The sequence below is a fragment of the Providencia sp. Marseille-Q8014 genome, from assembly GCF_965112055.1.
The window spans coordinates 750322-775736 of the sequence record NZ_CBCOPT010000001.1; the positions used below are offsets into that span (position 1 = coordinate 750322).

Consider the following 25415-nt stretch of genomic DNA (forward strand, 5'->3'; position numbering starts at 1 on the left):
CCTCTGGTTAAAAATCATTAATATTCAATAAGATATAAAGTAACTCCGCCAGCTGTTCTCAGTTGGCGGCGAATAATACGCAGTTTTTATTGTTGAAACAATGATCAAAAGACAGTTTTTTTTGCAAAAAATATGAAATTTTTTTAAGTCGTCCCCTTGATGAATGAATTTACGACCCCATCTTTACAGCATCACTCGTGATCAATCGAATTATTGCATAAAGCAAAAAAATTGAGTCTCGGAGTAAAAACTCCCTTGAAAATGAAATATTGAGCCTCATATAGATTGATATCGAAATTGAATAGAAAGAATTCCTTTGGAGGCGTTTTAGATGGGTAAAATTATTGGTATCGACTTGGGTACAACTAACTCATGCGTTGCAATTATGGATGGCACAACTGCTCGTGTTCTAGAGAACAGCGAGGGTGATCGTACTACTCCTTCCATCATTGCGTACACACAAGACGGTGAAATTCTGGTCGGTCAGCCAGCAAAACGTCAGGCAGTGACCAACCCAGAAAATACATTGTTTGCGATCAAACGTTTGATCGGTCGTCGTTTCCAAGACGAAGAAGTTCAGCGCGACGTTTCTATCATGCCATACAAAATTATTGCGGCAGATAACGGTGACGCTTGGTTAGATGTGAAAGGCCAAAAAATGGCTCCACCACAAGTTTCAGCTGAAGTTCTGAAAAAAATGAAAAAAACAGCAGAAGATTACTTGGGTGAACCAGTAACAGAAGCTGTTATTACCGTACCAGCCTACTTTAACGATGCTCAGCGTCAAGCAACTAAAGATGCGGGCCGTATCGCTGGTTTAGATGTTAAGCGTATTATCAACGAACCCACAGCAGCTGCATTGGCTTATGGTTTAGATAAAGAAATCGGTAACCGTACTATTGCGGTTTACGACTTAGGTGGTGGTACCTTTGACCTGTCAATCATTGAGATTGATGAAGTTGACGGCGAAAAAACGTATGAAGTGCTAGCGACCAATGGTGATACTCACTTAGGTGGTGAAGACTTTGATAACCGTTTGATCAACTACTTAGTTGAAGAGTTCAAGAAAGAGCAAGGTGTTGACCTACGCAATGATCCGCTGGCAATGCAACGTCTGAAAGAAGCGGCAGAGAAAGCGAAAATCGAACTTTCTTCAGCACAACAAACCGATGTGAACCTGCCGTACATTACTGCGGATGCAACGGGTCCTAAACACATGAACATTAAAGTGACTCGTGCAAAATTAGAGTCACTGGTAGAAGATTTAGTTAAACGCACCATGGAGCCGGTTAAAGTTGCTCTACAGGATGCGGGTCTGAATGTGAATGATATCAGCGATGTTATTTTAGTTGGTGGTCAGATTCGTATGCCAATGGTTCAAAAAGCTGTTGCTGATTTCTTCGGTAAAGAACCACGTAAAGATGTTAACCCAGATGAAGCAGTTGCTATTGGTGCCGCTGTTCAAGGTGGTGTATTAGCTGGTGATGTTAAAGACGTTCTGTTACTTGACGTGACTCCACTGTCTTTAGGTATCGAAACGATGGGTGGCGTGATGACGTCGTTAATTCCGAAGAACACCACTATCCCTACTAAACATAGCCAAGTGTTCTCAACAGCGGAAGATAACCAAGCAGCGGTGACTATTCATGTTCTGCAAGGTGAGCGTAAACGTGCAAGTGATAACAAATCATTAGGCCAGTTTAACTTAGATGGTATTCAGCCTGCTCCACGTGGCATGCCGCAAATTGAAGTGACATTTGATATCGATGCTGATGGTATCTTGCATGTATCAGCAAAAGATAAAAACAGTGGTCGCGAGCAAAACATTACCATTAAGGCTTCTTCTGGTCTAAATGACGAGGAAATCGAAAAAATGGTACGTGACGCGGAAGCGAACGCAGAAGCTGACCGTAAATTTGAAGAGTTAGTTCAAGTTCGTAACCAAGCTGACCAGTTAATTCATGGTACTCGTAAACAAATCGAAGAAGCTGGCGACAAGCTGCCTGCTGAAGATAAAGAAAACATTGAAAAAGCAACATCTGAGCTGGAAGCGGTAAGTAAAGGCGAAGATAAAGCAGAAATCGAAGCGAAGATTCAAGCTTTGGTCACTGCTTCTGCTAAACTTCTGGAAATTGCACAGCAACAAGCTCAGGCTGGCTCAGCGAATGCAGGCGCAGAAGCTAAGAAAGATGACGATGTCGTTGATGCGGAATTCGAAGAAGTTAACGATAAAGATAAAAAATAATGCCCTTAGCGGGCGCAGTGACCTTGCTAATGGTTATTAATGGTTACTGATACCGAACACGGGCGTCGAGGAAACTCTACGCCCGTGTCGGCATGTTAAGGGTAAAATAAATGGCAAAAAGAGATTTTTATGAGGTATTAGGCCTCGAAAAAAATGCTTCTGATAAAGATATCAAACGCGCATATAAGCGTTTAGCGATGAAGTACCATCCTGACCGTAATCAGGATAAAAAAGATGAAGCAGAAGTTAAATTTAAAGAGATAAAAGAAGCTTACGAAGTCCTTTCTGATGAGCAGAAACGCGCCGCCTATGACCAATATGGTCATGCAGCCTTTGAACAAGGTGGCTTTGGCGGTGGCGGCGGTGGTTTTGGCGGCGGTGCGGACTTTAGCGATATCTTTGGTGACGTCTTCGGTGATATTTTTGGAGGCGGCCGCAGACAGCAGCGCCCAAGCCGTGGTTCTGATTTACAATACAACATGGAACTGACTCTTGAGGAGGCTGTCCGTGGAGTGACCAAAGAGATCCGTATTCCAACGTTGGAAACTTGTGATATTTGCCATGGTAGTGGTGCTAAACCCGGAACGAGTGCTGATACTTGCCCAACTTGTCATGGTATGGGACAAGTCCACATGCGTCAGGGATTCTTTTCGGTACAACAGCCTTGTCCTACGTGTCATGGCCGCGGTAAGGTCATTAAAGATCCGTGCAACAAGTGTCATGGTCATGGACGTGTTGAGCGCTATAAAACATTATCCGTTAAAATTCCAGCGGGTGTAGATACTGGCGACCGTGTTCGTTTGTCTGGTGAAGGTGAAGCAGGCGAAAATGGTGCACCAGCAGGCGATTTATTCGTTCAAGTGCATGTATTACCACACAATATTTTTGAGCGTGAAGGTAATAACCTGCATTGTGAAGTTCCGATTAACTTTGCAATTGCGGCATTGGGCGGAGAAATTGAAGTCCCAACTCTTGATGGACGTGTAAAACTCAAAATCCCTGCGGAAACGCAAACGGGCAAGATTTTCCGTATGAAAGGTAAAGGCGTGAAATCCGTTCGTGGTGGGTTACAAGGTGATTTGATGTGTCACATTGTGGTTGAAACGCCAGTTAAGTTAAATGAGAAACAAAAAGAGTTACTCAAAGAGTTTGGTGAGTCACTAGGTGGTAGCAGCGGTGAAAAAAATAGTCCGCGCACAAAAAGTTTTTTAGACGGTGTTAAAAAATTCTTTGATGACCTGACTAATAAATAATTGAAAATGCCCGCTAGCTGCGGGTATTTTTTTATCAGTGATTATAATTGCTGATTAGCTAGCCAGCTTTGCAAGTAATACACCGGATAGAATGACTAAGCATGCAATAATTCGCATCATATTAAATTTTTCTTTTAAGAAAACGATGGATAAAAACATTGCGAAAAGTACGCTGGTTTCTCTGATGGCTGCCACTAACACAATAGAGGCTTGGCTCATAGCCCAGATGGCAATGCCATAACTTATCAGCTGCATTAGCCCTCCCATTAGTCCAGAACGCCAATACTGCCTAATACCTTGAAATAATGTTGTTTTGTATTTTATTATGCCGGGAATGATGAGCACTATCCCATTCAGTAAAAATAGCCATAACGTATAAATAATCGGATCTTCACTGGCGCGAGAGCCTTGCCCATCTGATAAGGTATAACAGGCAGTGAAAAACGCGGTACATAATGCGTAAAATAGTGCTTTTCCCTTGATATTAAAGGTAAATTTTTTACCTGCAAATGCAATAATCACCACACCACTTATAATCAATAAAATACCTAGAAAACCAGATAATGAAAGCATCTCATTAAAAATGATGAGGCTGAGTAATGCGGTAATCAGTGGGGCGGAACCACGGGAAATCGGGTAAATCTGCCCTAAATCACCATGTGTGTATGCTTGGCTCAAAAAATAGGTATAGCCAATATGAAAAATGACAGACAAAGTTAACCAAGGGAGGGCATTAACGGGAGGCAGTCCAAGTAGAAATAGGGCCGGTAGCGTTAATACTCCTGAAAAAAAGGCGATCATGACGAGGCCAAAAAAACGATCGTTACCAAATTTAACTAAAGCATTCCAACACGCGTGACAAAATGCGGCAAATAATACAGCCAGTAAGATAGTCGTCGTCATAAGAAAATAGCATTTATTTAAAATAGTTACCCAGTATTGCGTAATGGAACATTTTTGTGAAGCGCTTCGAGAGGTTTCTCTTTTTTTTTGCAAACCAAAATACAGGTTTACGAGCCTATACGCACAAAAACAGTCTTGTCTAAAAATCGCCTCGTTACACAGCAAAAGTCGTTTATTTTAGCTAAAGAAACTGAATCGAGTCTGCTGCTGAAAAAAGAAAAAGATAAAATCAAAATAATTTATTTATACTTAAATTTAACGATAATTTAGCAAAAAGAGTGAGCAATTTCGCATATCATTCGGTAATATCGATTTATTATTGATAAATAAACGACTTTTTACGAATTAATGATTAGCATAATATTAACACTCTATTTATTTTGGGGTTAAACATATGACAGCAATCATCCGTAAATTTTTAAGGTTAGAAGCAGCAGGAGGGCTACTCCTAATTATTGCTGCCATAGTCGCATTAATTATGGCGAATTCGCCAGCTCAGGGGCTATATCAGCAATTTTTAGATATCCCTATTTCCGTGAAAATTTCATCACTAGAACTAGATAAACCGTTAATTTTATGGGTTAACGATTTTTTGATGGCTATTTTCTTTCTTGTTGTGGGCCTTGAAGTTAAACGAGAGTTACTTGAAGGTTCATTAGCGGGGAAAGACAAAGCGATTTTTCCCGCGATTGCAGCATTAGGGGGAATGTTAGCTCCTGCGTTAATTTATTTATTATTTAACGGTGCAGATGAGGTCACTCGCCAAGGTTGGGCAATACCCGCAGCAACAGACATTGCTTTTGCATTAGGTGTAATGGCTCTATTAGGGAGGCGGGTACCAACAGAACTGAAAGTCTTTTTGTTAGCTTTGGCGATCATTGATGACCTTGGTGTCATTGTAATTATTGCTTTTTTCTACACGAGTTCATTATCGCTAGTTGCGCTTGGCCTAGCCGCTTTGTGTGTTGCCTTATTGGTCTTCATGAATTGGCGAAGAGTTGAAAACACCGCGGCATATTTAGTCATTGGACTGATTCTTTGGGTATGTATTCTCAAGTCTGGAGTTCATGCGACGCTTGCTGGTGTTATCGTTGGATTCTTGATTCCGCTGCGTGGTACTAACAATACCAAACCATCAGAAGAACTCGAACATGTGCTACATCCATGGGTCGCTTACATGATTCTACCTATCTTTGCTTTTGCAAATTCAGGAGTACAATTAAACGGCGTCACATTCGATGGATTAATAAGCACATTACCTTTGGGTATCGCTGCGGGCTTATTATTTGGTAAACCATTAGGTATTTTTCTGTTTAGCTGGATTTCGGTAAAACTTGGGTTTGCGAAGTTACCTGAGTCTATCAATTTAAAACAGGTATTTGCCGTTTCAGTCTTATGTGGAATCGGTTTTACTATGTCTATTTTTATTACAGGACTCGCATTTGACGGGCTGGATGATAGCTATAGCACCTATTCAAGACTGGGAATTTTGATTGGATCAACACTCGCTGCATTTTTAGGTTATTTTTTATTAAGAGTAGTCTTACCGAAGATTCAACAAAAGTAACTATTGTCTGAATTCCGATAATTTCAGAAATAAATAGTAAGAATTCCCGAGTTAATGGACTATGATATACCCACAACACGCATTGTTCGTGTTGTGGGTATTTCCATAATAACTCCTGCAAAAGGGGCAGAGAAAAACAGTATGGTCAGTATTGATTATTATTGGCGGTACAGAAGGAATCGATATGCGGGTTTCACATCTTAATTTTAATCATCTTTATTATTTTTGGCATGTATGTAAAGAAGGTTCTGTCGTTGGGGCAGCCGAAGCGCTGTATTTAACGCCTCAAACGATTACCGGACAGATAAAAGCATTAGAAGAACGATTAGGTGGCAAGTTATTTAAGCGTCAAGGGCGTGGATTAGTTCCATCGGAGCTTGGGCAACTCATTTTTCGCTACGCAGATAAAATGTTTATGTTAAGCCAAGAGATGCTTGACATAGTTAACTACAGTCGAGAATCAAACCTTTTGTTTGATGTTGGCGTTGCCGATGCGTTATCAAAACAATTAGTCAGTCGCGTTTTAGAAACTGCTGTCGTTGAACATGAACAGATTCATCTACGCTGTTTTGAATCGACGCACGAAATGTTACTCGAACAACTGAGCCAACATAAACTGGATATGATTTTATCGGATTGTCCAGTGGACTCATCACAGCAGGAAGGCTTATTTTCTGTGAAGTTAGGTGAATGCAGCGTCAGTTTCTTCTGCCGTCAACCCATACCTAAGAAACCTTTTCCTGAATGTCTAGAAGAACGTCGTTTATTAATACCGGGTCGCCGTTCAATGTTGGGACGCCACTTATTGACTTGGATCCGTAATAAGAATTTGCAAGTTGAAGTACTGGGTGAATTTGATGATGCTGCGTTAATGAAAGCCTTTGGTGTGTCTCATAATGCAATCTTTGTGGCGCCATCATTATATGCCGCGGATATTTTGGAAGGTGAGGATGTTATCGAACTAGGCAGGTTAGATAGCGTTAAAGAAGAGTATTTTGTGATTTTTGCAGAACGTATGATCCAACATCCAGCCGTTCAGCGTGTCTGTAATAAAGATTTTTCCAATTTATTCTCTGCGCCATTTGATAAACTTGAGAAAAAAGTATGACAGACAAAAAAACCGGCAAGAGCCGGTTTTTTTAGCTAATCAAGAAGCAATATTACATCGCTTTGATTTGAGCTGCTAAGTTAGCTTTATGACGAGCAGCTTTATTTTTGTGGATCAGGCCTTTAGTGGCGTGACGATCAACAATAGGTTGCATGTCATTGAATGCTTTCTGAGCTGCTTCTTTATCGCCAGCTGCGATCGCAAAGTAAACTTTCTTGATAAAAGTACGCACCATAGAACGACGGCTAGCGTTATGCTGACGACGTTTCTCAGATTGTATAGCGCGTTTCTTAGCTGATTTGATATTAGCCAAGGTCCAACTCCCAAATGTATTCTATTGAGGACAATTCAAAGGTCGAGGAATATGCCCTTTCGGCCTTCATTTGTCAATGGATTTGTGCAAATAAACGTCGTGTACATCGACGCATGTGCGGTTGTGAATGGTGCAAGATTCTACCAGCAAATGCTAGAGGAATACAGATCTTCACACGAAAAAAAGCGTATTTGATGACACATAATAAAAAAAATTTTTACTGAAAAAATTTTTGAGGTGAAGATAATAGCGACGGGTATGATTATTGAACAAAAATTGGTTATTTGTTATCCATTGATAACAATAGGTTGCATAAGTCTGTACGAAAGTCAGAAAAATTTACGATTTTTCGAGACCTCAGCGCAATTTTGTTGTATTGATAATCCATTGGTTATCCCTATATTTTGATCTTTATATTCGCGATAGAGAATTTTGACCAGTTAAAAGTCATTAAGCAGTATGGTTTATCTGGGCCAAAAGCTCCCTTTAAGTGATATTTTGATCAAAAAATGGCGATTGAATGCAACCTTTTACGAACTTGGGTTAACCTTAAGCGTCGTACAAGGTATAATCCAGCAATTTCCTCGGTATTGAGCCTGTTATGGAGCTAATTCGCGGTATACAAAATATCCGGGCGCACCATCATGGTTGCGTGCTGACTATTGGTAATTTTGATGGTGTCCATCGTGGGCATCAGGCTTTACTTCAAAATTTGAAGCAAAAAGGTGAGCAGTTGGGGTTACCCACTGTTGTGATGATTTTTGAACCACAACCTCTTGAGTTTTTTATCGGTGACAAAGCACCTGCTCGTCTGACTCGTTTACGAGATAAAGTGAAATACTTGGCTGATAGTGGGATTGACTACCTACTATGTGTTGAGTTCAATCAACACTTTGCCTCTTTAACACCCGATGAGTTTGTTGCAGAGTTACTGGTAAAAAAACTGGGCGTGAAATATCTCGCTATTGGCGATGATTTTCGTTTTGGCAAGAATCGCATGGGAGATTTTGCTTTCCTACAGCAAGCAGGCGATCAGTATGGATTTGAAGTCGCGGATACTGAAAGTTTTTGTGATTCAGGGCTACGTATCAGTAGTACTGCGATTCGCAAAGCAATACAAGATAACGATCTGGCATTAGCGGAAACGTTATTAGGCCACCCATATCGTATCAGTGGACGCGTTGTTCATGGAAATCAACTTGGGCGTACTATTGGTTTCCCGACGGCTAATTTGCCGTTAAAACGATTAGTCACACCAGTGACGGGTGTGTATGCTGTAGAAGTTTATGGTTTAGGGGATAAGCCTCTACCCGGCGTGGCAAATATTGGTACTAGACCAACAGTATCTGGTAAAGGCCAACAATTAGAAGTTCATCTAATTGATGCCAATATGGATTTATATGGACGTCATATTGATGTCGTGTTACGTAAGAAGTTACGTGACGAACAGCGGTTTGCTTCATTAGACGCGCTTAAGGAGCAAATTGCTAAAGATGTGATTGTGGCTAGAGATTACTTAGCTGCAACGAATGTCAGATAATTTAGCGGAAAAATGGAACTGAGAATCGATGAGTGACTATAAAAATACCCTGAATCTACCAGAAACAGGGTTTCCAATGCGTGGCGATCTCGCTAAACGCGAACCACAAATGTTAGAACGTTGGTACAAAGAAGGTTTGTATCAAGCTATCCGTCAGGCAAAATTAGGTAAGAAAACGTTTATTTTGCATGATGGCCCTCCGTATGCTAACGGTAGTATTCATATTGGTCACTCAGTTAACAAAATTCTCAAAGACATTATTATTAAATCCAAAGGGTTGGCGGGATATGATTCCCCATACATCCCTGGTTGGGATTGCCATGGTTTACCTATTGAACATAAAGTTGAGCAAATAGTCGGTAAGCCAGGGGAAAAAGTTTCCGCCGCTGAATTTCGCGCACAATGCCGTCAATATGCGAAAGAGCAAATTGAAGGCCAAAAAGCTGACTTTATTCGCCTTGGTGTTTTGGGTGAGTGGGATAAGCCGTATCTGACGATGGACTTCAAAACAGAAGCAAACATTATCAGAGCCTTAGGGAAAACTATCGCGAATGGTCATCTAGTGAAAGGGGCAAAACCTGTTCACTGGTGTACAGCTTGTGGTTCTTCACTCGCCGAAGCAGAAGTGGAATACTATGATAAAACGTCACCCTCTATCTTTGTGCGCTTCCCTGCGATAGATAGTCATGCGGTGTACGAAAAATTCGGTGTGGCGGGCGATAAAACGCCAGCGTTAGTTATTTGGACAACAACGCCTTGGACGTTACCTGCGAACCGCGCTATCTCACTGAACCCTGAGTTTAAATACCAGCTGGTTGAAGCCAATGGCGAAGTGGTTATCCTTGCTGCTGATCTCGTTGAAGATGTCATGAAAACAGCGGGCATTGAGTCTTGGAAGGTGCTGGGTGAATGTGAAGGTAGTGCCCTTGAATTATTGCGCTTCCAGCATCCATTTATGGGCTTTGATGTTCCTGCTATCTTAGGTGATCACGTAACCTTAGATGCAGGTACAGGGGCAGTACATACTGCACCGGGACATGGTCCTGAAGACTATGTCGTCGGTCAAAAATATGGTCTAGAAACGGCGAACCCAGTCGGTCCAGATGGTTGCTTCCTTGCGAACACATACCCAACATTAGATGGTGTGTTCATCTTCAAGGCTAACGATGTCATTGTTGAATTACTCAAAGAAAAAGGCGCATTGCTGTATAAGCAAGCAATTTCACATAGCTATCCATGCTGCTGGCGTCACAAAACGCCGGTTATTTTCCGTGCTACACCACAATGGTTTATTGGCATGGATAAAAACGGTTTACGTGAGCAATCATTAAAAGAGATTGATATCGTTCAGTGGATCCCTGGTTGGGGTCGTGCACGCATTGAAGCCATGGTTGAAAATCGCCCTGACTGGTGTATCTCTCGTCAGCGTACTTGGGGCACCCCGATGTCGCTGTTCGTGCATAAAGACACTGAAGAGCTACATCCTCGCACGTTGGAGTTGATGGAAGAAGTCGCTAAACGTGTTGAAGTGGATGGTATCCAAGCATGGTGGGATCTGGATCCAGCAGAACTATTAGGTGATGAAGCTGAAATCTACCGTAAAGTGCCAGACACATTAGACGTATGGTTTGACTCAGGGTCGACCCACTTTGCCGTTGTGGATGCGCGCCCAGAGTATCATGGTAACTCAGCCGACATGTACCTTGAAGGTTCAGACCAACATCGTGGCTGGTTTATGTCGTCATTAATGCTGTCAACAGCGATGAAAGGTAAAGCACCTTATCGTCAAGTACTGACGCATGGTTTTACTGTCGATGGTCAAGGCCGTAAGATGTCCAAATCTTTAGGCAATACGATCAGTCCACAGGATGTGATGAATAAACTGGGTGCGGATATTTTACGTTTATGGGTAGCATCAACAGATTACACTGGTGAAATTGCAGTGTCTGATGAAATCTTAAAACGTGCCGCTGATTCTTACCGCCGTATTCGTAACACCGCGCGCTTCTTACTTGCTAACTTAAATGGCTTTAATCCTGAAACGGATATGGTGAAGCCTGAAGAGATGGTGACGTTGGATAGATGGGCGGTGGGACGTGCGCTAGAAGCACAAAAAGAGATCACAAAAGCGTATGATGAATATGATTTCTTATCCGTCATTCAGCGTTTAATGCATTTCTGTTCTATCGAAATGGGCTCTTTCTATCTGGATATCATTAAAGATCGCCAATATACTGCGAAAAGTGACAGCTTAGCGCGTCGTAGCTGCCAAACTGCACTATTCCATATTGCGGAAGCGCTTGTTCGTTGGATTGCACCTGTGCTTTCTTTCACCGCGGATGAAATATGGAACGAATTGCCGGGTGAGCGTGCTAAGTTTGTATTAACTGAAGAATGGTATGATGCCTTGTTTGGCTTAGCGGCATCTGAAGAGATGAACGATGACTTCTGGGCTGAATTGCTCGCTGTTCGTGGTGAAGTGAACAAAGTTCTTGAACAAGCTCGTGCGGATAAACACATTGGTGGTTCGTTAGAAGCCTCTGTTGTCTTGTATGCAGATAAAGATCTAGCCGCTAAACTGAACAGTTTATCAGATGAATTACGCTTTGTTCTTTTGACCTCTCAAGCTTCCGTTGTTGATATTGCGTCAGCGCCAGCGGATGCACAGGCGTCTGAACTGAGTGGTTTAAAAATTGGCTTTAGCAAAGCTTCCGGTGAGAAATGTCCTCGCTGTTGGCATTATGCTAATGATGTAGGTTCCGTTGCGGATCACCCTGAACTGTGTGGTCGCTGTGTCACTAACGTAGCCGGAAACGGTGAAATACGTAAATTTGCATAATGAAGAAACCTATTTGTTCTACTGGATTGCGCTGGCTGTGGTTAACCGTTGTATTGATAGCATTGGATTTAGGCATCAAACAGTTAGTCTTGAAAGAGATGACGCTGTATGATGCGCATCCAGTCATGCCTTATCTCAATTTAATGTATGCACAGAACTTCGGTGCTGCATTTAGCTTTCTTGCTGATGAGGGCGGCTGGCAACGCTGGTTCTTTGCTGGGGTAGCCATCGCGATATCTATCATCCTAATGGTGATGATGTATCGCCAAAGTGCGCAAAAACGCTTAAGCAATATTGCGTATGCACTAATTATCAGTGGAGCAATTGGTAATCTTAGTGACCGATTGATGCACGGTTTCGTTGTCGATTATATTGATTTTTATATTGGTAATTGGCATTACCCAACATTCAACCTTGCAGATATTGCGATTTGTATTGGTGCTGCTTTAGTGATCTTAGAGGGTTTCTTACCGGATAAGGACAAAAAGAAAGCAAATTAACTGATATAATAACCCTCAGCCCGGTTTTGCCGGGCTGATTTTTATCATAGCAAAATAGGTTCGATTTATGTCTACTCAGGTACAACCGCACAGTGCCGTATTACTGCATTTCACCTTGAAATTAGAAGATGGTTCAACGGCGGATTCTTCACTTAGTCAGGGGAAACCTGCATTATTTAGTTTAGGTAATGGCTCGCTTTCTCCTGAGTTAGAAGCGCAGCTATTGGGGCTAAATGTCGGTGAGAAGAAAAGTTTTTCTTTGCCAGGAGATACCGTATTCGGTAAGCATAATCCTGATTTAATTCAATACTTTTCATTACGTGATTTCACTGAAACAGGGATACCTGAGATAGGGACTATTATGCTTTTTTCTGCAATGAATGGCAGTGAAATGCCAGGGGTAGTAAAATCAATAGAAGGTGAGTCAGTCACTATTGATTTTAATCACCCGTTAGCAGAGCAAGAAATCACTTTTGATATTGAAGTACTTGAAATTGACCCGCAATTGGAGAGTCAAAATGCAAATATTAATGGCTAACCCTCGTGGCTTTTGTGCAGGGGTAGACCGCGCAATCAGTATTGTAGAAAGAGCACTTGAGCTTTATGGTGCCCCTATTTATGTACGTCATGAAGTGGTTCATAACCGTTATGTGGTGGATGATCTACGTCAGCGCGGTGCTATTTTTATTGAAGAGATCTCTGAAGTACCCGATGGTTCTATCCTTATTTTTTCCGCTCACGGTGTTTCACAAGCGATCCGCCAAGAAGCACGTTCACGTGATTTAACGATGCTATTTGATGCTACCTGCCCATTGGTCACGAAAGTGCATATGGAAGTAGCGCGTGCGAGCCGAAAAGGCAAAGAAGCCATCTTGATTGGTCATGCAGGTCATCCTGAAGTTGAAGGTACCATGGGGCAGTATAACAACCCAGAAGGCGGAATGTACCTTGTTGAGTGCCCAGAAGATGTTTGGAAACTACAAGTGAAAGATGAAAACAACTTGTGTTTTATGACGCAAACAACGCTTTCTGTTGATGATACCTCAGATGTTATCGATGCTTTAACACAACGTTTTCCAAGTATTGTTGGACCACGTAAAGATGATATTTGCTATGCGACAACTAACCGACAAGAAGCCGCCCGTGAACTTGCCGAACGTGCTGACATTGTGCTGGTTGTTGGCTCGAAAAACTCATCGAACTCAAACCGCTTGGCAGAGTTAGCCTCTCGGATGAAAAAGCCGGCTTATCTAATTGATGGCGCAGAAGATATTAAAACTGAGTGGCTATCTGATAAAAATATTATCGGTTTAACAGCGGGAGCTTCGGCGCCGGATATTCTAGTTCGTCAGGTTATCGATAAGCTTCAAGAACTTGGTGCGAATGAGGTAGTGGAACTACAAGGCCGTGAAGAAAACATCGTGTTTGAAGTGCCTAAAGAGCTACGTGTTGAAGTCAAACAAATTAGCTAAGGCGAGTGACCTTAGCGACTAATAATACCTCTGATCTGCTGATTGAAAGCAGCTCAGAGGAAGGCATCGTTTTGGAGTCTTCAGTCGTGTCTAATAATACCGACCATTCAGTTAATGTACTCTCTGTTTTTGATTTCGATGGCACATTAACGTACCACGATAGTTTTATTCCATTTTTGAAGTTTGTTTTTGGCAAATACCGTTTTTCTCGCAAGATTATTAAATTAGTTTTACCGACTCTGCAATGCGCGAGAAGAAAGCTTACCCGTGATGAATTAAAAGAAGTGCTAATTAAAACCTTTCTGACCGGGATTGATGAAAAATGGCTGAGAGAAAAAGCAGAGCAATTTTGTGAAATTTATTGGCCTAAACTAATGCGCCCTGAAGGGGTGTTAGGTGTTGCTGCTGAAGTAGAGAGCGGTGCTGAGGTGACGATTTGTTCTGCCTCTCCTTCTTTGGTGCTTAAACCTTTTGCCAGAAGACTGGGAATAAAACTGATTAGTACCGAACTTGAAATTGTCGATGGGAAATTAACCGGTAATCTTGTTGGACAAAACTGTCGTCGAGAACAAAAAGTTAAACGCTTAGAACAAGTGTATGGTGATTTAACCCAGTATCATTTACGCGCTTGGGGGGATACTCGTGGGGATTTTGAATTATTGCAAGCCGCTCAAGACGCACACTGGCGCCATTTCCATAAAAAGCATTATCACTACAAGCACCGACAGGTAGTCGCGAAAGATTAATGGCACTACTTACCAGCCTATTGAGAAGTCATTTTCAACAGGCTGATAATTTTGCTTCAAAGTGATTACACTAGAGTTTCTTCTTTGGAAATAGCACACTGGCCATCACGCCTAACGCTAACACACCAAGCACAACCCATAAACTCATGTTTGTTGAAATGCTATAGCCATGCTGCCACAAGTGATCTGTTGCATTTAAGCCCAGTTTAATTGCGATAAAAAACAGCAGTATGACAACGGCTTTTTCGAGATAGACCAAATATTGTTTTAGTGCTTCAAGCACAAAATAGAGTGTACGTAGACCGAGTATGGCAAACATCATCGCGCTGTAAACAATTAATGGCTCACGGCTGACTGCAATAATTGCAGGCACAGAATCAAAGGCAAACATGACATCCGATAATTCAATAATCGCGACACACAACAGTAGTGGAGTCGCGTAATAGGTTGCTTTACTGTTTCTCCCTATCATGATGTCTTTATTTTCAGGTTTACTGAGCTCAGTATCGACCTCTTTTTGGGTGAGTAAAAAAGCATGCCCTTGAATTTTAGGCCATAAAGGAAAAAAGCGTTTAACCAAACGATAGGCAAGATGTTGGGAGTAATCTTCGATCTTCTCTTCCACTTTTTGATTTTTTAGCATCATTACAGCTGACCATGCAACAACGAGTGCAAAAATCATTTCAACATAAGGCCCTAAGCTGAGAAGTCCTGTACCTATGGCGACAAAAATACCTCGAAAGACCATTGCCCCGATAACTCCCCAGTACAAAATGCGATGTCGATAATGATCTGGTACCGAGAACCATGAAAAGATAGCCATCATTAAAAATAAGTTATCTATAGAAAGGACTTTTTCTAGTACGTAGCCGGTGATAAATAAACTAGCGGTTTCTGAGCCATGATGAAAATATAAGAATGCTGCAAAAGCCATCGCAATCAGAATCCAAAAAAGGGACCAGAAAATGGCATTTTTGAGTGTAATGGGGCGGTCGGAACGGTGCATGAATAAATCGATCGCAATCGCTGCGATGGCTAATATCACAAAGACCGTAACGGTTTCTGTGGGAAAGCCAATATGTGTGGAAACCATAATAATCCCTAAACAATGGTAATACCTAATAAGCTTAATCCTGTTATGACAAGATGCACAACCATTTTTCTATCTAGCTCACATTTTTAGCATGTCTTGCCGAAACAGGAGTGACAACTTTTTCTGATAATTTCTCGTTGTTATACGCTTTTGTTAATAATTCATGATTAGAACTAGCACAGTATCAAGAGGCTCGTTAAGCTATGTCACAATGATTTTTCAAATGACCATGCAGTGAGAAGATGCGATGGCTTATCGAGCCATACAATCACAGCGAAACGGCTAAAAAGGATATGAAATGACGCATTCGACGGTACGAGTTGCAATTGTTGGTGCAGGTGGGCGTATGGGACGCCAGCTGATTCAAGCTGCACAGAATCAAGAGGGGATACAGTTAGGTGCTGCAATTGAGCGAGAAGGTTCATCTTTGATTGGAACCGATGCGGGTGAACTCGCGGGAGTGGGTAAATTGGGTATCTCTGTTGTTGATAGCTTGGATAAAGTGGTCAATGATTTTGATGTTGTGATTGATTTCACTCGCCCTGAAGGAACATTGTGTTATTTGGCATTTTGTCGCACACATCAAAAAGCCATGGTAATAGGGACTACGGGGTTTGATGAACAGGGTAAACAAGCGATAGCAGATGCCGCTAAATCTATCCCTATTGTTTTTGCCGCAAACTTTAGTGTTGGGGTTAACTTAGTGCTGAAATTGCTAGAAAAAGCGGCGAAAGTGATGGGAGATTACACCGATATTGAAATTATAGAAGCGCATCATCGACACAAAGTTGATGCTCCTTCAGGGACTGCACTCGCAATGGGGGAATCGATCGCTACCGCACTGGGTAAAGACCTTAAGGATTGTGCTGTGTATACCCGAGAAGGCTATACAGGTGAACGTGAAGCAGGAACAATTGGTTTTGCGACCGTGCGTGCGGGAGATATTGTTGGAGAACATACTGCAATGTTTGCAGATATTGGCGAGCGTGTGGAGATTACTCACAAGGCATCCAGTCGAATGACTTTTGCTAATGGGGCAATTAGAGCTTCTGGGTGGGTGGTGTCTCAAAAATCAGGGTTATATAACATGAAAGATGTGCTTAACCTGGAAGATTTGTAGTTTTATAGTGTTATATATTGATTGCAAATCATGATGTTATTGTTAGATGTGTTATGATTTGCAATCTATAATTCAATTTTGTTTTATTTGTTGTGTTTATCTCTGTTTTCCTACCTTAATTTCTGTCTTTTGTTTAAAAAATAAACTTTTATTATCTTTCTTTCAGTATTACCATAACTTATTCAGTTAATTTAGTTTGCAACCGTTTACGTTGTTATTATGGCTGCTGGTTTTAATGCTCATTCCAGTAAAAATCAGGCTGATAAGCAAAAAAGTAAGAAAAAAATGAAAAAAATGTGTTTTTTTCTAGACAAGACTCCATCTCATCATTAGAATGCGCGCAATTTGCCAAAAATTTGCTTAAAAACGCATTTTGGCATTGATTTAGATCCTCAAATCTGAATTAATATGCACTAATTGTGATTTATTATTCCCTGGAGGGTGTTTTGATTAAGTCAGCTATACTGGTTCTCGAAGACGGAACCGAATTCCACGGGCGCGCCATTGGTGCTGAAGGGGCCGCTGTTGGAGAAGTCGTTTTCAATACGTCAATGACCGGATATCAAGAAATAATTACCGACCCTTCCTATTCCCGCCAAATTGTTACTCTCACCTATCCCCATATTGGTAATGTCGGCACTAATGCCGATGACGAAGAATCCCCAGAAGTTCATGCACAAGGTTTGATAATTCGTGATCTGCCATTGGTTTACAGTAACTTTCGCGGTCAGGAAGGCCTATCAGAATACCTGAAACGTCATAATGTCGTTGCGATTGCCGATATTGATACGCGTAAACTGACACGTTTACTCAGAGAGAAAGGTGCTCAAAACGGCTGTATTATCGCGGGGGATAACCCTGATGCGGCACTGGCATTAGAAAAAGCTCGCGCATTTTCGGGTTTAAACGGTTTAGATTTAGCAAAAGAAGTCTGTACCAAAGAGGCTTACAGCTGGACTCAAGGCTCTTGGACGTTAAAAGACGGGCAACTCAGTGCAAAAAGTGAAGATGAGCTGCCATTGCATGTTGTTGCCTATGATTTCGGGGCTAAGCGTAATATTTTACGTATGCTAGTTGATCGCGGTTGTCGATTGACTGTCGTGCCAGCAACAACTCCAGCGGACGTTGTATTAGCGATGGATCCAGATGGTATTTTCTTATCAAATGGACCTGGTGACCCTGCGCCTTGTGATTATGCTATCAAAGCGATTCAAGATTTCTTAAACACAGAAATACCTGTTTTCGGTATCTGCTTAGGACATCAGTTACTGGCGCTTGCGAGCGGTGCAAGCACCATGAAAATGAAGTTTGGTCATCACGGTGCTAACCATCCTGTTAAAGATTTAGATCAGAATGTCGTGATGATCACGGCGCAAAACCACGGTTTTGCCGTTGATGAGTCAACATTACCCGATACATTACGCGTGACACACAAGTCATTGTTTGATGGCACTCTGCAAGGTATTCATCGTACAGATAAGCCTGCTTTCAGCTTCCAAGGGCACCCTGAAGCAAGTTCTGGTCCTCATGATGCGGCTAAATTGTTCGATCACTTCATTGAATTGATTCATGAATATCGCCAGAACCAACCTCGTCATAACGCAAAATAATCGGGAGCAGAAAAATGCCAAAACGTACAGATATAAAAAGTATTCTGATTCTAGGGGCTGGCCCGATTGTTATCGGCCAAGCATGTGAATTTGACTATTCAGGTGCACAAGCGTGTAAAGCACTACGCGAAGAAGGCTATCGCGTGATTTTAGTCAACTCAAACCCTGCCACCATCATGACTGACCCTGAAATGGCCGATGCAACCTATATTGAGCCGATTCATTGGGAAGTTGTGCGTAAGATCATCGAAAAGGAACGCCCTGATGCTGTCTTGCCTACTATGGGCGGGCAAACGGCGCTTAACTGTGCACTTGAACTTGAGCGCAAAGGTGTATTAGAAGAGTTCGGTGTGACAATGATTGGTGCAACCGCGGACGCGATTGATAAGGCGGAAGATCGCCAACGTTTTGATAAGGCAATGAAAAAAATTGGCTTAGAGACGGCGCGTTCAGGTATCGCACACAATATGGAAGAAGCCTATGCAGTGGCTGAAGATGTCGGATTCCCTTGTATTATTCGTCCTTCATTTACGATGGGGGGAACCGGTGGAGGGATTGCCTACAACCGTGAAGAATTCGAAGAAATCTGTACGCGTGGTCTTGATCTCTCACCAACCAATGAGCTACTCATTGATGAATCGCTGATTGGCTGGAAAGAGTACGAAATGGAAGTTGTACGTGATAAAAATGATAACTGCATTATTGTTTGTTCGATTGAAAACTTTGATGCAATGGGGATCCATACCGGTGACTCAATTACCGTTGCACCAGCACAGACGCTAACGGATAAAGAATACCAAATCATGCGTGATGCATCGATGGCAGTGTTGCGTGAAATTGGTGTTGAAACAGGGGGATCTAACGTTCAGTTCTCTGTCAATCCCAAAAATGGTCGCTTGATTGTTATTGAAATGAACCCTCGTGTGTCACGTTCTTCTGCATTGGCTTCTAAGGCGACAGGTTTTCCTATCGCGAAAATCGCAGCCAAACTTGCGGTTGGCTATACTCTCGATGAACTCATGAATGATATTACTGGTGGCCGTACACCGGCATCATTCGAACCTTCTATTGACTATGTTGTGACAAAAATACCTCGCTTTAATTTTGAAAAATTTGCGGGTACCAATGACCGTCTGACAACGCAGATGAAATCAGTCGGTGAGGTCATGGCAATTGGACGCACATTCCAAGAGTCTATGCAAAAAGCATTGCGTGGCCTTGAAGTCGGTGCGACGGGCTTTGATCCCAAAGTCAGTCAAGATGATCCAGAAGCGTTAACACGTATTCGTCGTGAACTGAAAGACGCCGGCGCTGAGCGTATTTGGTATATTGCAGATGCCTTCCGTGCAGGTCTTTCTGTTGATGGGATCTTTAATTTAACCAATATCGACCGCTGGTTCTTAGTCCAAATCGAAGAGTTGGTTCGCTTAGAAGAACAAGTCACCGAACAAGGCGTGAATGGGCTGAATAAAGGCTTTTTACGTGTGCTTAAACGTAAAGGTTTTGCGGATGCTCGACTAGCGAAACTGGTTGGTGTCTCTGAAGCGGAATTACGCAAATTACGCCAAGGTTATGGCCTACATCCTGTTTATAAGCGTGTGGATACCTGTGCGGCTGAGTTTGCGACGGACACGGCTTATATGTACTCCACGTATGAAGATGAGTGTGAATCGAACCCGAACACAGATAAGCCAAAAGTGATGGTGCTGGGGGGCGGTCCAAATAGGATTGGTCAAGGGATTGAGTTCGATTACTGCTGTGTTCATGCTTCATTAGCACTGCGTGAAGATGGTTATGAAACCATTATGGTTAACTGTAATCCGGAAACTGTTTCAACGGACTACGATACGTCAGACCGCTTGTATTTTGAGCCTGTCACATTAGAAGATGTGCTGGAAATTGTGCGTATTGAACAGCCTAAAGGGGTGATTGTTCAGTATGGTGGACAAACGCCACTCAAACTGGCTCGTGCGTTAGAAGCGGCTGGTGTCCCTGTAATTGGAACAAGTCCAGACGCGATTGACCGAGCAGAAGACCGTGAACGTTTCCAGCAAGCCGTTAACCGTTTGAATCTGAAACAGCCGCAAAATGCGACCGTTGTGACGATCGAACAAGCAATTGAAAAAGCAGCAGGTATCGGTTATCCGCTGGTGGTACGCCCATCTTATGTCCTCGGTGGTCGTGCAATGGAAATTGTTTATGATGAATCGGATTTACGTCGTTACTTCCAAACGGCGGTGAGCGTTTCTAACGATGCACCTGTGTTACTTGACCGTTTCCTTGATGATGCGGTCGAAGTCGATGTCGATGCAATTTGTGATGGCGAAACCGTTTTGATTGGCGGCATCATGGAGCATATCGAACAAGCGGGTGTTCACTCTGGTGATTCCGCATGTTCACTACCTGCTTATACGTTAAGTCAAGAAATTCAAGATGTGATGCGTGAGCAAGTACGCAGCCTAGCCTTTGAATTGCGTGTTCGTGGTTTGATGAACGTACAGTTTGCAGTCAAAAATAACGAAGTCTATCTAATAGAAGTTAACCCTCGTGCTGCTCGAACCGTACCGTTTGTATCTAAAGCGACGGGCGTTCCTTTGGCAAAAGTGGCTGCTCGTGTCATGGTTGGACAATCACTCACAGAGCAAGGTGTGACTAAAGAGATTATTCCTCCTTACTATTCAGTGAAAGAAGTGGTTTTACCTTTCAATAAATTCCAAGGCGTGGATCCTATTTTAGGGCCAGAGATGCGTTCAACGGGTGAAGTCATGGGGGTTGGTCGTACATTTGCGGAAGCCTTTGCTAAAGCGATGTTAGGCAGTAACTCAACGATGAAAAAATCAGGTCGCGCATTGTTATCCGTTCGTGAAGGTGACAAAACTCGCGTGGTGGATTTAGCCGCTAAATTGCTGAAGCATGGTTTTGAGCTCGATGCAACTCACGGTACAGCGATTGTATTAGGGGAAGCGGGCATTAATCCACGCTTGGTAAATAAAGTACATGAAGGCCGCCCACATATTCAAGACCGTATCAAAAATGGCGAATATGATTATATTGTTAACACCACGGCTGGCCGACAAGCGATTGAAGATTCTAAATTAATCCGTCGTAGCGCATTACAATATAAAGTGCATTATGACACAACGTTAAACGGTGGTTTTGCAACAACCATGTCGTTAAGTGCTGACCCTACAGAGAAAGTTATCTCAGTTCAGGAAATGCACGCGTTGATTAAATAAGACGAATCAACTTAGTTTAAAGCCCTGTACTTGAAGTGACAGGGCTTTTTTGTTGTTGGTATAACGTTATTGCGTCGCGTTTCTGTGCTTTAATATTTTGTATTCAATATCTTTTATCCATGAAAGTTTGAGGTCATGGAATTGTTGGTCAGCGGCATAGAGCGCAGCGCCTCGTAGCGATAACTCTCGTAGGTCATTTTGTGGGATATTAGCGACACTCATTTCTCGGTTATATTGGCGAAATGATTCTATTTTATTATCACAATAGCCCAGTGCGGCCTCGGCGATTTGGTTGGCAGGCTGATTGTAGTGACTTGCGATCGTAAAAGCGTATTGGTCAATGCAAGCTTTCGCTTCTTCTGCTTTCTCATACCCTGGCGTGCTTGGTTCTCCCGTCTCTAGAGTATTTGCGAATACCAGCGTAGAAGGTAGTAAAAGCAATCCTATCAATATTGCTTTCAGGCTCATTAATTTCACCATTATTATTCAATGTGGGTCATTCGGCAGAAATTATAATCAGTGCGTTTGTGAAGATAAAGAGAATCCCAAATACACCAACAGATAAAATTATTTTTAAAAAAGATTGACTCTCACGTTACGTGAGGCACTAACCTGCACATCCATCACAGGAGGATTGATATGCTATTTCAAGTGGGTGAAATTGCACAAAAAATTGGGCTAACCATTCGCACGCTTCATCATTATGAAGAAATAGGATTATTAGTTCCAACTGCGAGAACCGATGCGGGTTATCGACTCTATAACGTACAGTGTCTCGAACGTTTGACGCAAATTCAAATGTTAAGACAGGTGGGCGTTAAACTTAAAGACATCGGTGAGATCTTAGATGGCCAGAGTGGGGATATGGCGCAAATGCTTCAGGAGCGTATTTGCTCTCTTTCTGAACAAATAAAACAGGCAGAGAAGCTACGCTATCGACTAGAGCAACTGCAATTACAAATGCGGACAGGTAATGTGCTCACTCAGGCTGATTGGTTTTCTATTCTGGAGATGATGTCTATGTACGACAAATATTTTACACCGAAAGAGTTAGAACAAATGCCTCTGTATACGGATCAGACGCTAAAAAATCAAGCGTGGCAGCAACGTGTAGCAACCGTTAAAAGCCTTATGCAAGAAGGTGTTGCCGTTGATTCTGAACAAGTACGCCAAATATCAGCAGAGTGGATGGCTGCCCTAGAACGTGATACTGGGGGTAACCCTGAGTTTTTTGCAAGATTAAATAAAATTCATTTATCCGATAATGAATTTGCAGCGTCATCCGGTATTACTGAAGAGATGATTGACTATGTCGCGAAAGGCTTTAGTGAGCATCAGTTGGCTATTTTTAAACCTTATCTGACAGCATCACAATTTGCTTTTGTGAAAGAACATTATTTCGAATCAGGAAAAGTATGGCCTGAGCTGATCGCTGGACTATATACTGCGAAACACGCAGGAATATCGCCAGAATCGCCAGAAGTACAGGCATTGGCACAAACATGGCTAACGATGTTTAACCAATTTACGGGAGGAGATCCTGAACTACAGGAGAAAATTCGTCAAATCTATCGAGAAAATCCGGTTATTTCACAGGGAACTTGGATGACTCCTGAAATTGGTCAGTACCTATTTGAGGCTTTAACCCGTTCTTTTACTCAAGCATAACCCTCTTATTATTTACCGCCTCATGATGAGGCGGTTTTTTTGATTATTCGGACTTATTATTCAGGGCCTTACGATGTTTCCAATACATCATAATTGACCCTATGAGCCCGCCAACCAACAAAAGCACAGGGAGGATCATGAGGGCACTGAGAACGATCTGCTCATGTTGTTTCACAAAAGGGATCTGATTCAGTACATAGCCTAATGTCACAATAATACCAACCCAGAGCAATCCACTTAGCCAATTAAAGAGTTGAAAACGTCGATGGCTTAACTCAGATAACCCTGCTAATACAGGTAATAATGTGCGCACGAAAGCTAAAAATCGGCCAATCAGCAAAGCATAAAGCCCTTGTTTATGAAACATATGGTTGGCTTTATGATGATATTCTTGAGGGATTTGCGATAACCAACGTTTGACAACGTTTGTTTCACTCAACCATCGCCCTTGAAGAAAACCGAGCCAGCAACCGAGGCTTGCCGCTGTTGTGAGCAGTAAAACAGTTGGAATAAAGTGCAATACACCCTTTGCGATGAGGGCGCCCGAAAGAATTAACAGGGTGTCACCGGGTAAAAAAGCGGCAGGGAGTACCCCATTTTCTAATACAATGACAACGAAGAGAACGGTATAAATAACCCAAAGTACTTCTGGATTGGAGAGTTTAAGGAAATCGTGATGCCAGAGTGCCAGTACGATTTCGCGTAGTACTTCCATAATAGTTCCTGTCTATCTGCGAAAAAGCGAATTCTTTTCTATATTACAGGAAAAAAACGTAGCCAGTTTGATTTGTTTACTAAATTAAGCAGATTAGTGGATAAATAACCGCGTTGAATATGCACACTTTCATGTAGAAATAAGCATCATGAAAGTGTGAAAAATAGTTATAGGCTACGTTCAAACGCTTTTTTTAGGTCTTCAATTAAATCTTGAGGATGCTCAAGGCCAACATGAATACGGAACAATGTTCCTTCATTGAAATTGACATCATATTGGCGCATACCGAGTAAATCTTCTTTTTGATATCCGAGAATCAGTGATTCATAGCCACCCCACGAATAACCCATTTTAAAATGGTTAAGATGATTCAAAAAGCTCTCGAACTGTTCTTGAGATAAACGTGATTTTAATTGAAAAGAGAATAAGCCATTACTGCCATTAAAATCACGTACAAAAAAGGTGTGTCCAGGACAAGAAGGCAGAGCAGGATGGAAAACACGATCAACTTCTGGCTGTTGTTCTAGCCACTGAGCGATAGCGAGACCATTTGCCTCATGTTGTTTTAGCCGAGTGGCTAATGTATGTAAGCCCCGACCCGCCATATACACCGTATCAGGGTCAGCAGTTTGCCCGAGTAAATAGGAGTTTTCACGTAAGGTATCGATACAGCGTTCATTGGCAACCGCAACACCTAACATGCCATCAGAATGGCCATTGATGTATTTAGTGGCGGATTGTATTGAGATATCGATGCCTAACAAAAGCGGTTTCAGTAATACGCCAGCAGCCCAAGTATTATCAATCATAATAATAATATCCGATGATTTCTGGCGAACTGCGTTCACGATAGCGGGAAGATCATGGATTTCCATCGTAATAGAGCTTGGCGCTTCGAGAAAAACAATGCGTGTATTAGGGCGAATGAGTTCAGCGATATTCGCCCCGATCATTGGGTCGAAATAGTCTGTATCAACATTGAATTTAGTGAGGATCTTATCACAAAAGTTTTGTGTTGGATCATAAGCAGAACCCGTCACTAGTATGTGATCGCCTGAGGAGATAAAGGATAAGATCGCATTGTTGATCGCCGCGGCACCAGAAGGATACAACACGGCACCTGCACCACATTCGAGCTCAGTCATAGCTTCTTGGAAGGCAAAGTGAGTTTGTGTGCCTCGACGACCATAGAAAAGCACCGATTTTGCCCTATTGCGCGTCGCGTGCTGCTTTTCTTCAAGTGTATTGAAGATGACGGAGGAAGTACGCTGAATAATAGGGTTAACCCCTTTTTGCGTATAAGTCGGATTTCTGCCTAGATGCACGAGTTGTGTTTCAGGTCTAATCTTTGCCATATTGAGTCCTTTAACTTGTACTGAGCGATAGGAAACTAAAAAGATTCATTGAACTTAAATGATTTTGTTGAAGATGTACAAGCGTAAAGACTGAATCGGATTTTTTTTCATGTCAGTGCGTAATAGTCTTGT

General features: G+C 42.2%; 20 protein-coding genes. 14 read left to right on the forward strand and 6 right to left on the reverse strand.

Annotated elements, in window-relative coordinates; translation table 11 throughout:
- The first annotated feature begins 331 nt into the window (after positions 1 to 331).
- Together dnaK and dnaJ are read left to right on the forward strand one after the other, a co-directional pair.
- A complete protein-coding gene (dnaK, locus tag ACWPW6_RS03215) occupies positions 332 to 2245 on the forward strand; it encodes a molecular chaperone DnaK (protein WP_154622435.1) in 1914 nt (637 codons plus the stop codon).
- A gap of 110 nt (positions 2246 to 2355) precedes the next feature.
- The gene (gene dnaJ, locus ACWPW6_RS03220) at positions 2356 to 3498 is read left to right on the forward strand and encodes a molecular chaperone DnaJ (protein ID WP_154622434.1); all 1143 of its coding nucleotides are present in this window, start codon (positions 2356 to 2358) and stop codon (positions 3496 to 3498) included.
- Positions 3499 to 3552: 54 nt separating this feature from the next.
- Here the strand turns inward: dnaJ and ACWPW6_RS03225 are convergent, their stop codons facing one another.
- Positions 3553 to 4401, reverse strand: a complete 849-nt coding sequence (locus ACWPW6_RS03225; protein ID WP_196713784.1) for an EamA family transporter — start codon at positions 4399 to 4401, stop codon at positions 3553 to 3555.
- A 394-nt stretch (positions 4402 to 4795) separates the two neighbouring features.
- Between ACWPW6_RS03225 and nhaA the strand changes: the two genes are divergently transcribed.
- The gene (gene nhaA, locus ACWPW6_RS03230) at positions 4796 to 5968 is read left to right on the forward strand and encodes a Na+/H+ antiporter NhaA (protein WP_249999845.1); all 1173 of its coding nucleotides are present in this window, start codon (positions 4796 to 4798) and stop codon (positions 5966 to 5968) included.
- A gap of 184 nt (positions 5969 to 6152) precedes the next feature.
- On the forward strand, positions 6153 to 7076 hold the full coding sequence (gene nhaR, locus ACWPW6_RS03235; protein ID WP_154622431.1) for a transcriptional activator NhaR: 924 nt from the start codon (positions 6153 to 6155) through the stop codon (positions 7074 to 7076).
- 52 nt (positions 7077 to 7128) lie between these two features.
- On the opposite strand, the gene rpsT is transcribed toward nhaR, so the two are convergent.
- Complete coding sequence (gene rpsT, locus ACWPW6_RS03240; RefSeq protein ID WP_154622430.1) at positions 7129 to 7389, reverse strand: 30S ribosomal protein S20; 261 nt, start codon at positions 7387 to 7389, stop codon at positions 7129 to 7131.
- Between the two features lie 601 nt (positions 7390 to 7990).
- Between rpsT and ribF the strand changes: the two genes are divergently transcribed.
- The 6 genes from ribF to ACWPW6_RS03270 all read left to right on the forward strand — a co-directional run bounded on the left by ribF (position 7991) and on the right by ACWPW6_RS03270 (position 14486).
- Positions 7991 to 8929, forward strand: coding sequence for a bifunctional riboflavin kinase/FAD synthetase (gene ribF / locus ACWPW6_RS03245; protein WP_154622429.1), 939 nt, complete (start codon positions 7991 to 7993; stop codon positions 8927 to 8929).
- A gap of 28 nt (positions 8930 to 8957) precedes the next feature.
- Positions 8958 to 11768 carry an isoleucine--tRNA ligase gene (ileS, locus tag ACWPW6_RS03250; protein ID WP_154622428.1) on the forward strand — a complete coding sequence of 937 codons (2811 nt, stop codon included), beginning with the start codon at positions 8958 to 8960 and terminating at the stop codon, positions 11766 to 11768.
- Positions 11768 to 12268 carry a signal peptidase II gene (gene lspA / locus ACWPW6_RS03255; RefSeq protein WP_154622427.1) on the forward strand — a complete coding sequence of 167 codons (501 nt, stop codon included), beginning with the start codon at positions 11768 to 11770 and terminating at the stop codon, positions 12266 to 12268. The genes ileS and lspA overlap by 1 nt, the downstream gene beginning before the upstream one ends.
- A gap of 67 nt (positions 12269 to 12335) precedes the next feature.
- Positions 12336 to 12806, forward strand: a complete 471-nt coding sequence (gene fkpB, locus ACWPW6_RS03260) for an FKBP-type peptidyl-prolyl cis-trans isomerase (protein WP_154622426.1) — start codon at positions 12336 to 12338, stop codon at positions 12804 to 12806.
- Complete coding sequence (gene ispH / locus ACWPW6_RS03265) at positions 12787 to 13740, forward strand: 4-hydroxy-3-methylbut-2-enyl diphosphate reductase (RefSeq protein WP_154622425.1); 954 nt, start codon at positions 12787 to 12789, stop codon at positions 13738 to 13740. The genes fkpB and ispH overlap by 20 nt, the downstream gene beginning before the upstream one ends.
- 86 nt (positions 13741 to 13826) lie before the next feature.
- Entirely contained in the window at positions 13827 to 14486 is a 660-nt protein-coding gene (locus tag ACWPW6_RS03270) for an HAD family hydrolase (protein WP_249999848.1), read from the forward strand.
- A gap of 70 nt (positions 14487 to 14556) precedes the next feature.
- Here the strand turns inward: ACWPW6_RS03270 and ACWPW6_RS03275 are convergent, their stop codons facing one another.
- Entirely contained in the window at positions 14557 to 15579 is a 1023-nt protein-coding gene (locus tag ACWPW6_RS03275; RefSeq protein ID WP_247046868.1) for a TerC/Alx family metal homeostasis membrane protein, read from the reverse strand.
- A gap of 298 nt (positions 15580 to 15877) precedes the next feature.
- Between ACWPW6_RS03275 and dapB the strand changes: the two genes are divergently transcribed.
- The 3 genes from dapB to carB all read left to right on the forward strand — a co-directional run bounded on the left by dapB (position 15878) and on the right by carB (position 21545).
- Positions 15878 to 16699, forward strand: a complete 822-nt coding sequence (gene dapB / locus ACWPW6_RS03280; protein ID WP_154622423.1) for a 4-hydroxy-tetrahydrodipicolinate reductase — start codon at positions 15878 to 15880, stop codon at positions 16697 to 16699.
- 446 nt (positions 16700 to 17145) lie between these two features.
- Complete coding sequence (gene carA / locus ACWPW6_RS03285; protein WP_154622422.1) at positions 17146 to 18309, forward strand: glutamine-hydrolyzing carbamoyl-phosphate synthase small subunit; 1164 nt, start codon at positions 17146 to 17148, stop codon at positions 18307 to 18309.
- A gap of 14 nt (positions 18310 to 18323) precedes the next feature.
- Complete coding sequence (gene carB / locus ACWPW6_RS03290) at positions 18324 to 21545, forward strand: carbamoyl-phosphate synthase large subunit (protein ID WP_249999850.1); 3222 nt, start codon at positions 18324 to 18326, stop codon at positions 21543 to 21545.
- A 66-nt stretch (positions 21546 to 21611) separates the two neighbouring features.
- On the opposite strand, the gene ACWPW6_RS03295 is transcribed toward carB, so the two are convergent.
- Positions 21612 to 22013, reverse strand: coding sequence for a hypothetical protein (locus ACWPW6_RS03295; RefSeq protein ID WP_154622420.1), 402 nt, complete (start codon positions 22011 to 22013; stop codon positions 21612 to 21614).
- Positions 22014 to 22184: 171 nt separating this feature from the next.
- Here ACWPW6_RS03295 and ACWPW6_RS03300 point away from each other — a divergent pair, with 171 nt between their 5' ends.
- Positions 22185 to 23213 carry a MerR family transcriptional regulator gene (locus tag ACWPW6_RS03300; protein ID WP_249999853.1) on the forward strand — a complete coding sequence of 343 codons (1029 nt, stop codon included), beginning with the start codon at positions 22185 to 22187 and terminating at the stop codon, positions 23211 to 23213.
- Between the two features lie 43 nt (positions 23214 to 23256).
- On the opposite strand, the gene ACWPW6_RS03305 is transcribed toward ACWPW6_RS03300, so the two are convergent.
- Together ACWPW6_RS03305 and metC are read right to left on the reverse strand one after the other, a co-directional pair.
- Entirely contained in the window at positions 23257 to 23928 is a 672-nt protein-coding gene (locus ACWPW6_RS03305) for a DedA family protein (RefSeq protein ID WP_154622418.1), read from the reverse strand.
- A 167-nt stretch (positions 23929 to 24095) separates the two neighbouring features.
- Positions 24096 to 25283, reverse strand: a complete 1188-nt coding sequence (metC, locus tag ACWPW6_RS03310; protein WP_249999855.1) for a cystathionine beta-lyase — start codon at positions 25281 to 25283, stop codon at positions 24096 to 24098.
- Positions 25284 to 25415: the final 132 nt, after the last annotated feature.

What these genes read in the sequence shown, in the direction of transcription:
- metC (WP_249999855.1), bottom strand. Translation starts at nt 25,283, where the DNA reads ATGGCAAAGATTAGACCTGAAACACAACTCGTGCATCTAGGCAGAAAT.
- ACWPW6_RS03225 (WP_196713784.1), bottom strand. Translation starts at nt 4,401, where the DNA reads ATGACGACGACTATCTTACTGGCTGTATTATTTGCCGCATTTTGTCAC.
- lspA (WP_154622427.1), top strand. Translation starts at nt 11,768, where the DNA reads ATGAAGAAACCTATTTGTTCTACTGGATTGCGCTGGCTGTGGTTAACC.
- nhaA (WP_249999845.1), top strand. Translation starts at nt 4,796, where the DNA reads ATGACAGCAATCATCCGTAAATTTTTAAGGTTAGAAGCAGCAGGAGGG.
- ACWPW6_RS03305 (WP_154622418.1), bottom strand. Translation starts at nt 23,928, where the DNA reads ATGGAAGTACTACGCGAAATCGTACTGGCACTCTGGCATCACGATTTC.
- ispH (WP_154622425.1), top strand. Translation starts at nt 12,787, where the DNA reads ATGCAAATATTAATGGCTAACCCTCGTGGCTTTTGTGCAGGGGTAGAC.
- carB (WP_249999850.1), top strand. Translation starts at nt 18,324, where the DNA reads ATGCCAAAACGTACAGATATAAAAAGTATTCTGATTCTAGGGGCTGGC.
- dapB (WP_154622423.1), top strand. Translation starts at nt 15,878, where the DNA reads ATGACGCATTCGACGGTACGAGTTGCAATTGTTGGTGCAGGTGGGCGT.
- ACWPW6_RS03300 (WP_249999853.1), top strand. Translation starts at nt 22,185, where the DNA reads ATGCTATTTCAAGTGGGTGAAATTGCACAAAAAATTGGGCTAACCATT.
- ACWPW6_RS03295 (WP_154622420.1), bottom strand. Translation starts at nt 22,013, where the DNA reads ATGAGCCTGAAAGCAATATTGATAGGATTGCTTTTACTACCTTCTACG.
- ACWPW6_RS03275 (WP_247046868.1), bottom strand. Translation starts at nt 15,579, where the DNA reads ATGGTTTCCACACATATTGGCTTTCCCACAGAAACCGTTACGGTCTTT.
- ribF (WP_154622429.1), top strand. Translation starts at nt 7,991, where the DNA reads ATGGAGCTAATTCGCGGTATACAAAATATCCGGGCGCACCATCATGGT.
- ileS (WP_154622428.1), top strand. Translation starts at nt 8,958, where the DNA reads ATGAGTGACTATAAAAATACCCTGAATCTACCAGAAACAGGGTTTCCA.
- dnaK (WP_154622435.1), top strand. Translation starts at nt 332, where the DNA reads ATGGGTAAAATTATTGGTATCGACTTGGGTACAACTAACTCATGCGTT.
- dnaJ (WP_154622434.1), top strand. Translation starts at nt 2,356, where the DNA reads ATGGCAAAAAGAGATTTTTATGAGGTATTAGGCCTCGAAAAAAATGCT.
- fkpB (WP_154622426.1), top strand. Translation starts at nt 12,336, where the DNA reads ATGTCTACTCAGGTACAACCGCACAGTGCCGTATTACTGCATTTCACC.
- nhaR (WP_154622431.1), top strand. Translation starts at nt 6,153, where the DNA reads ATGCGGGTTTCACATCTTAATTTTAATCATCTTTATTATTTTTGGCAT.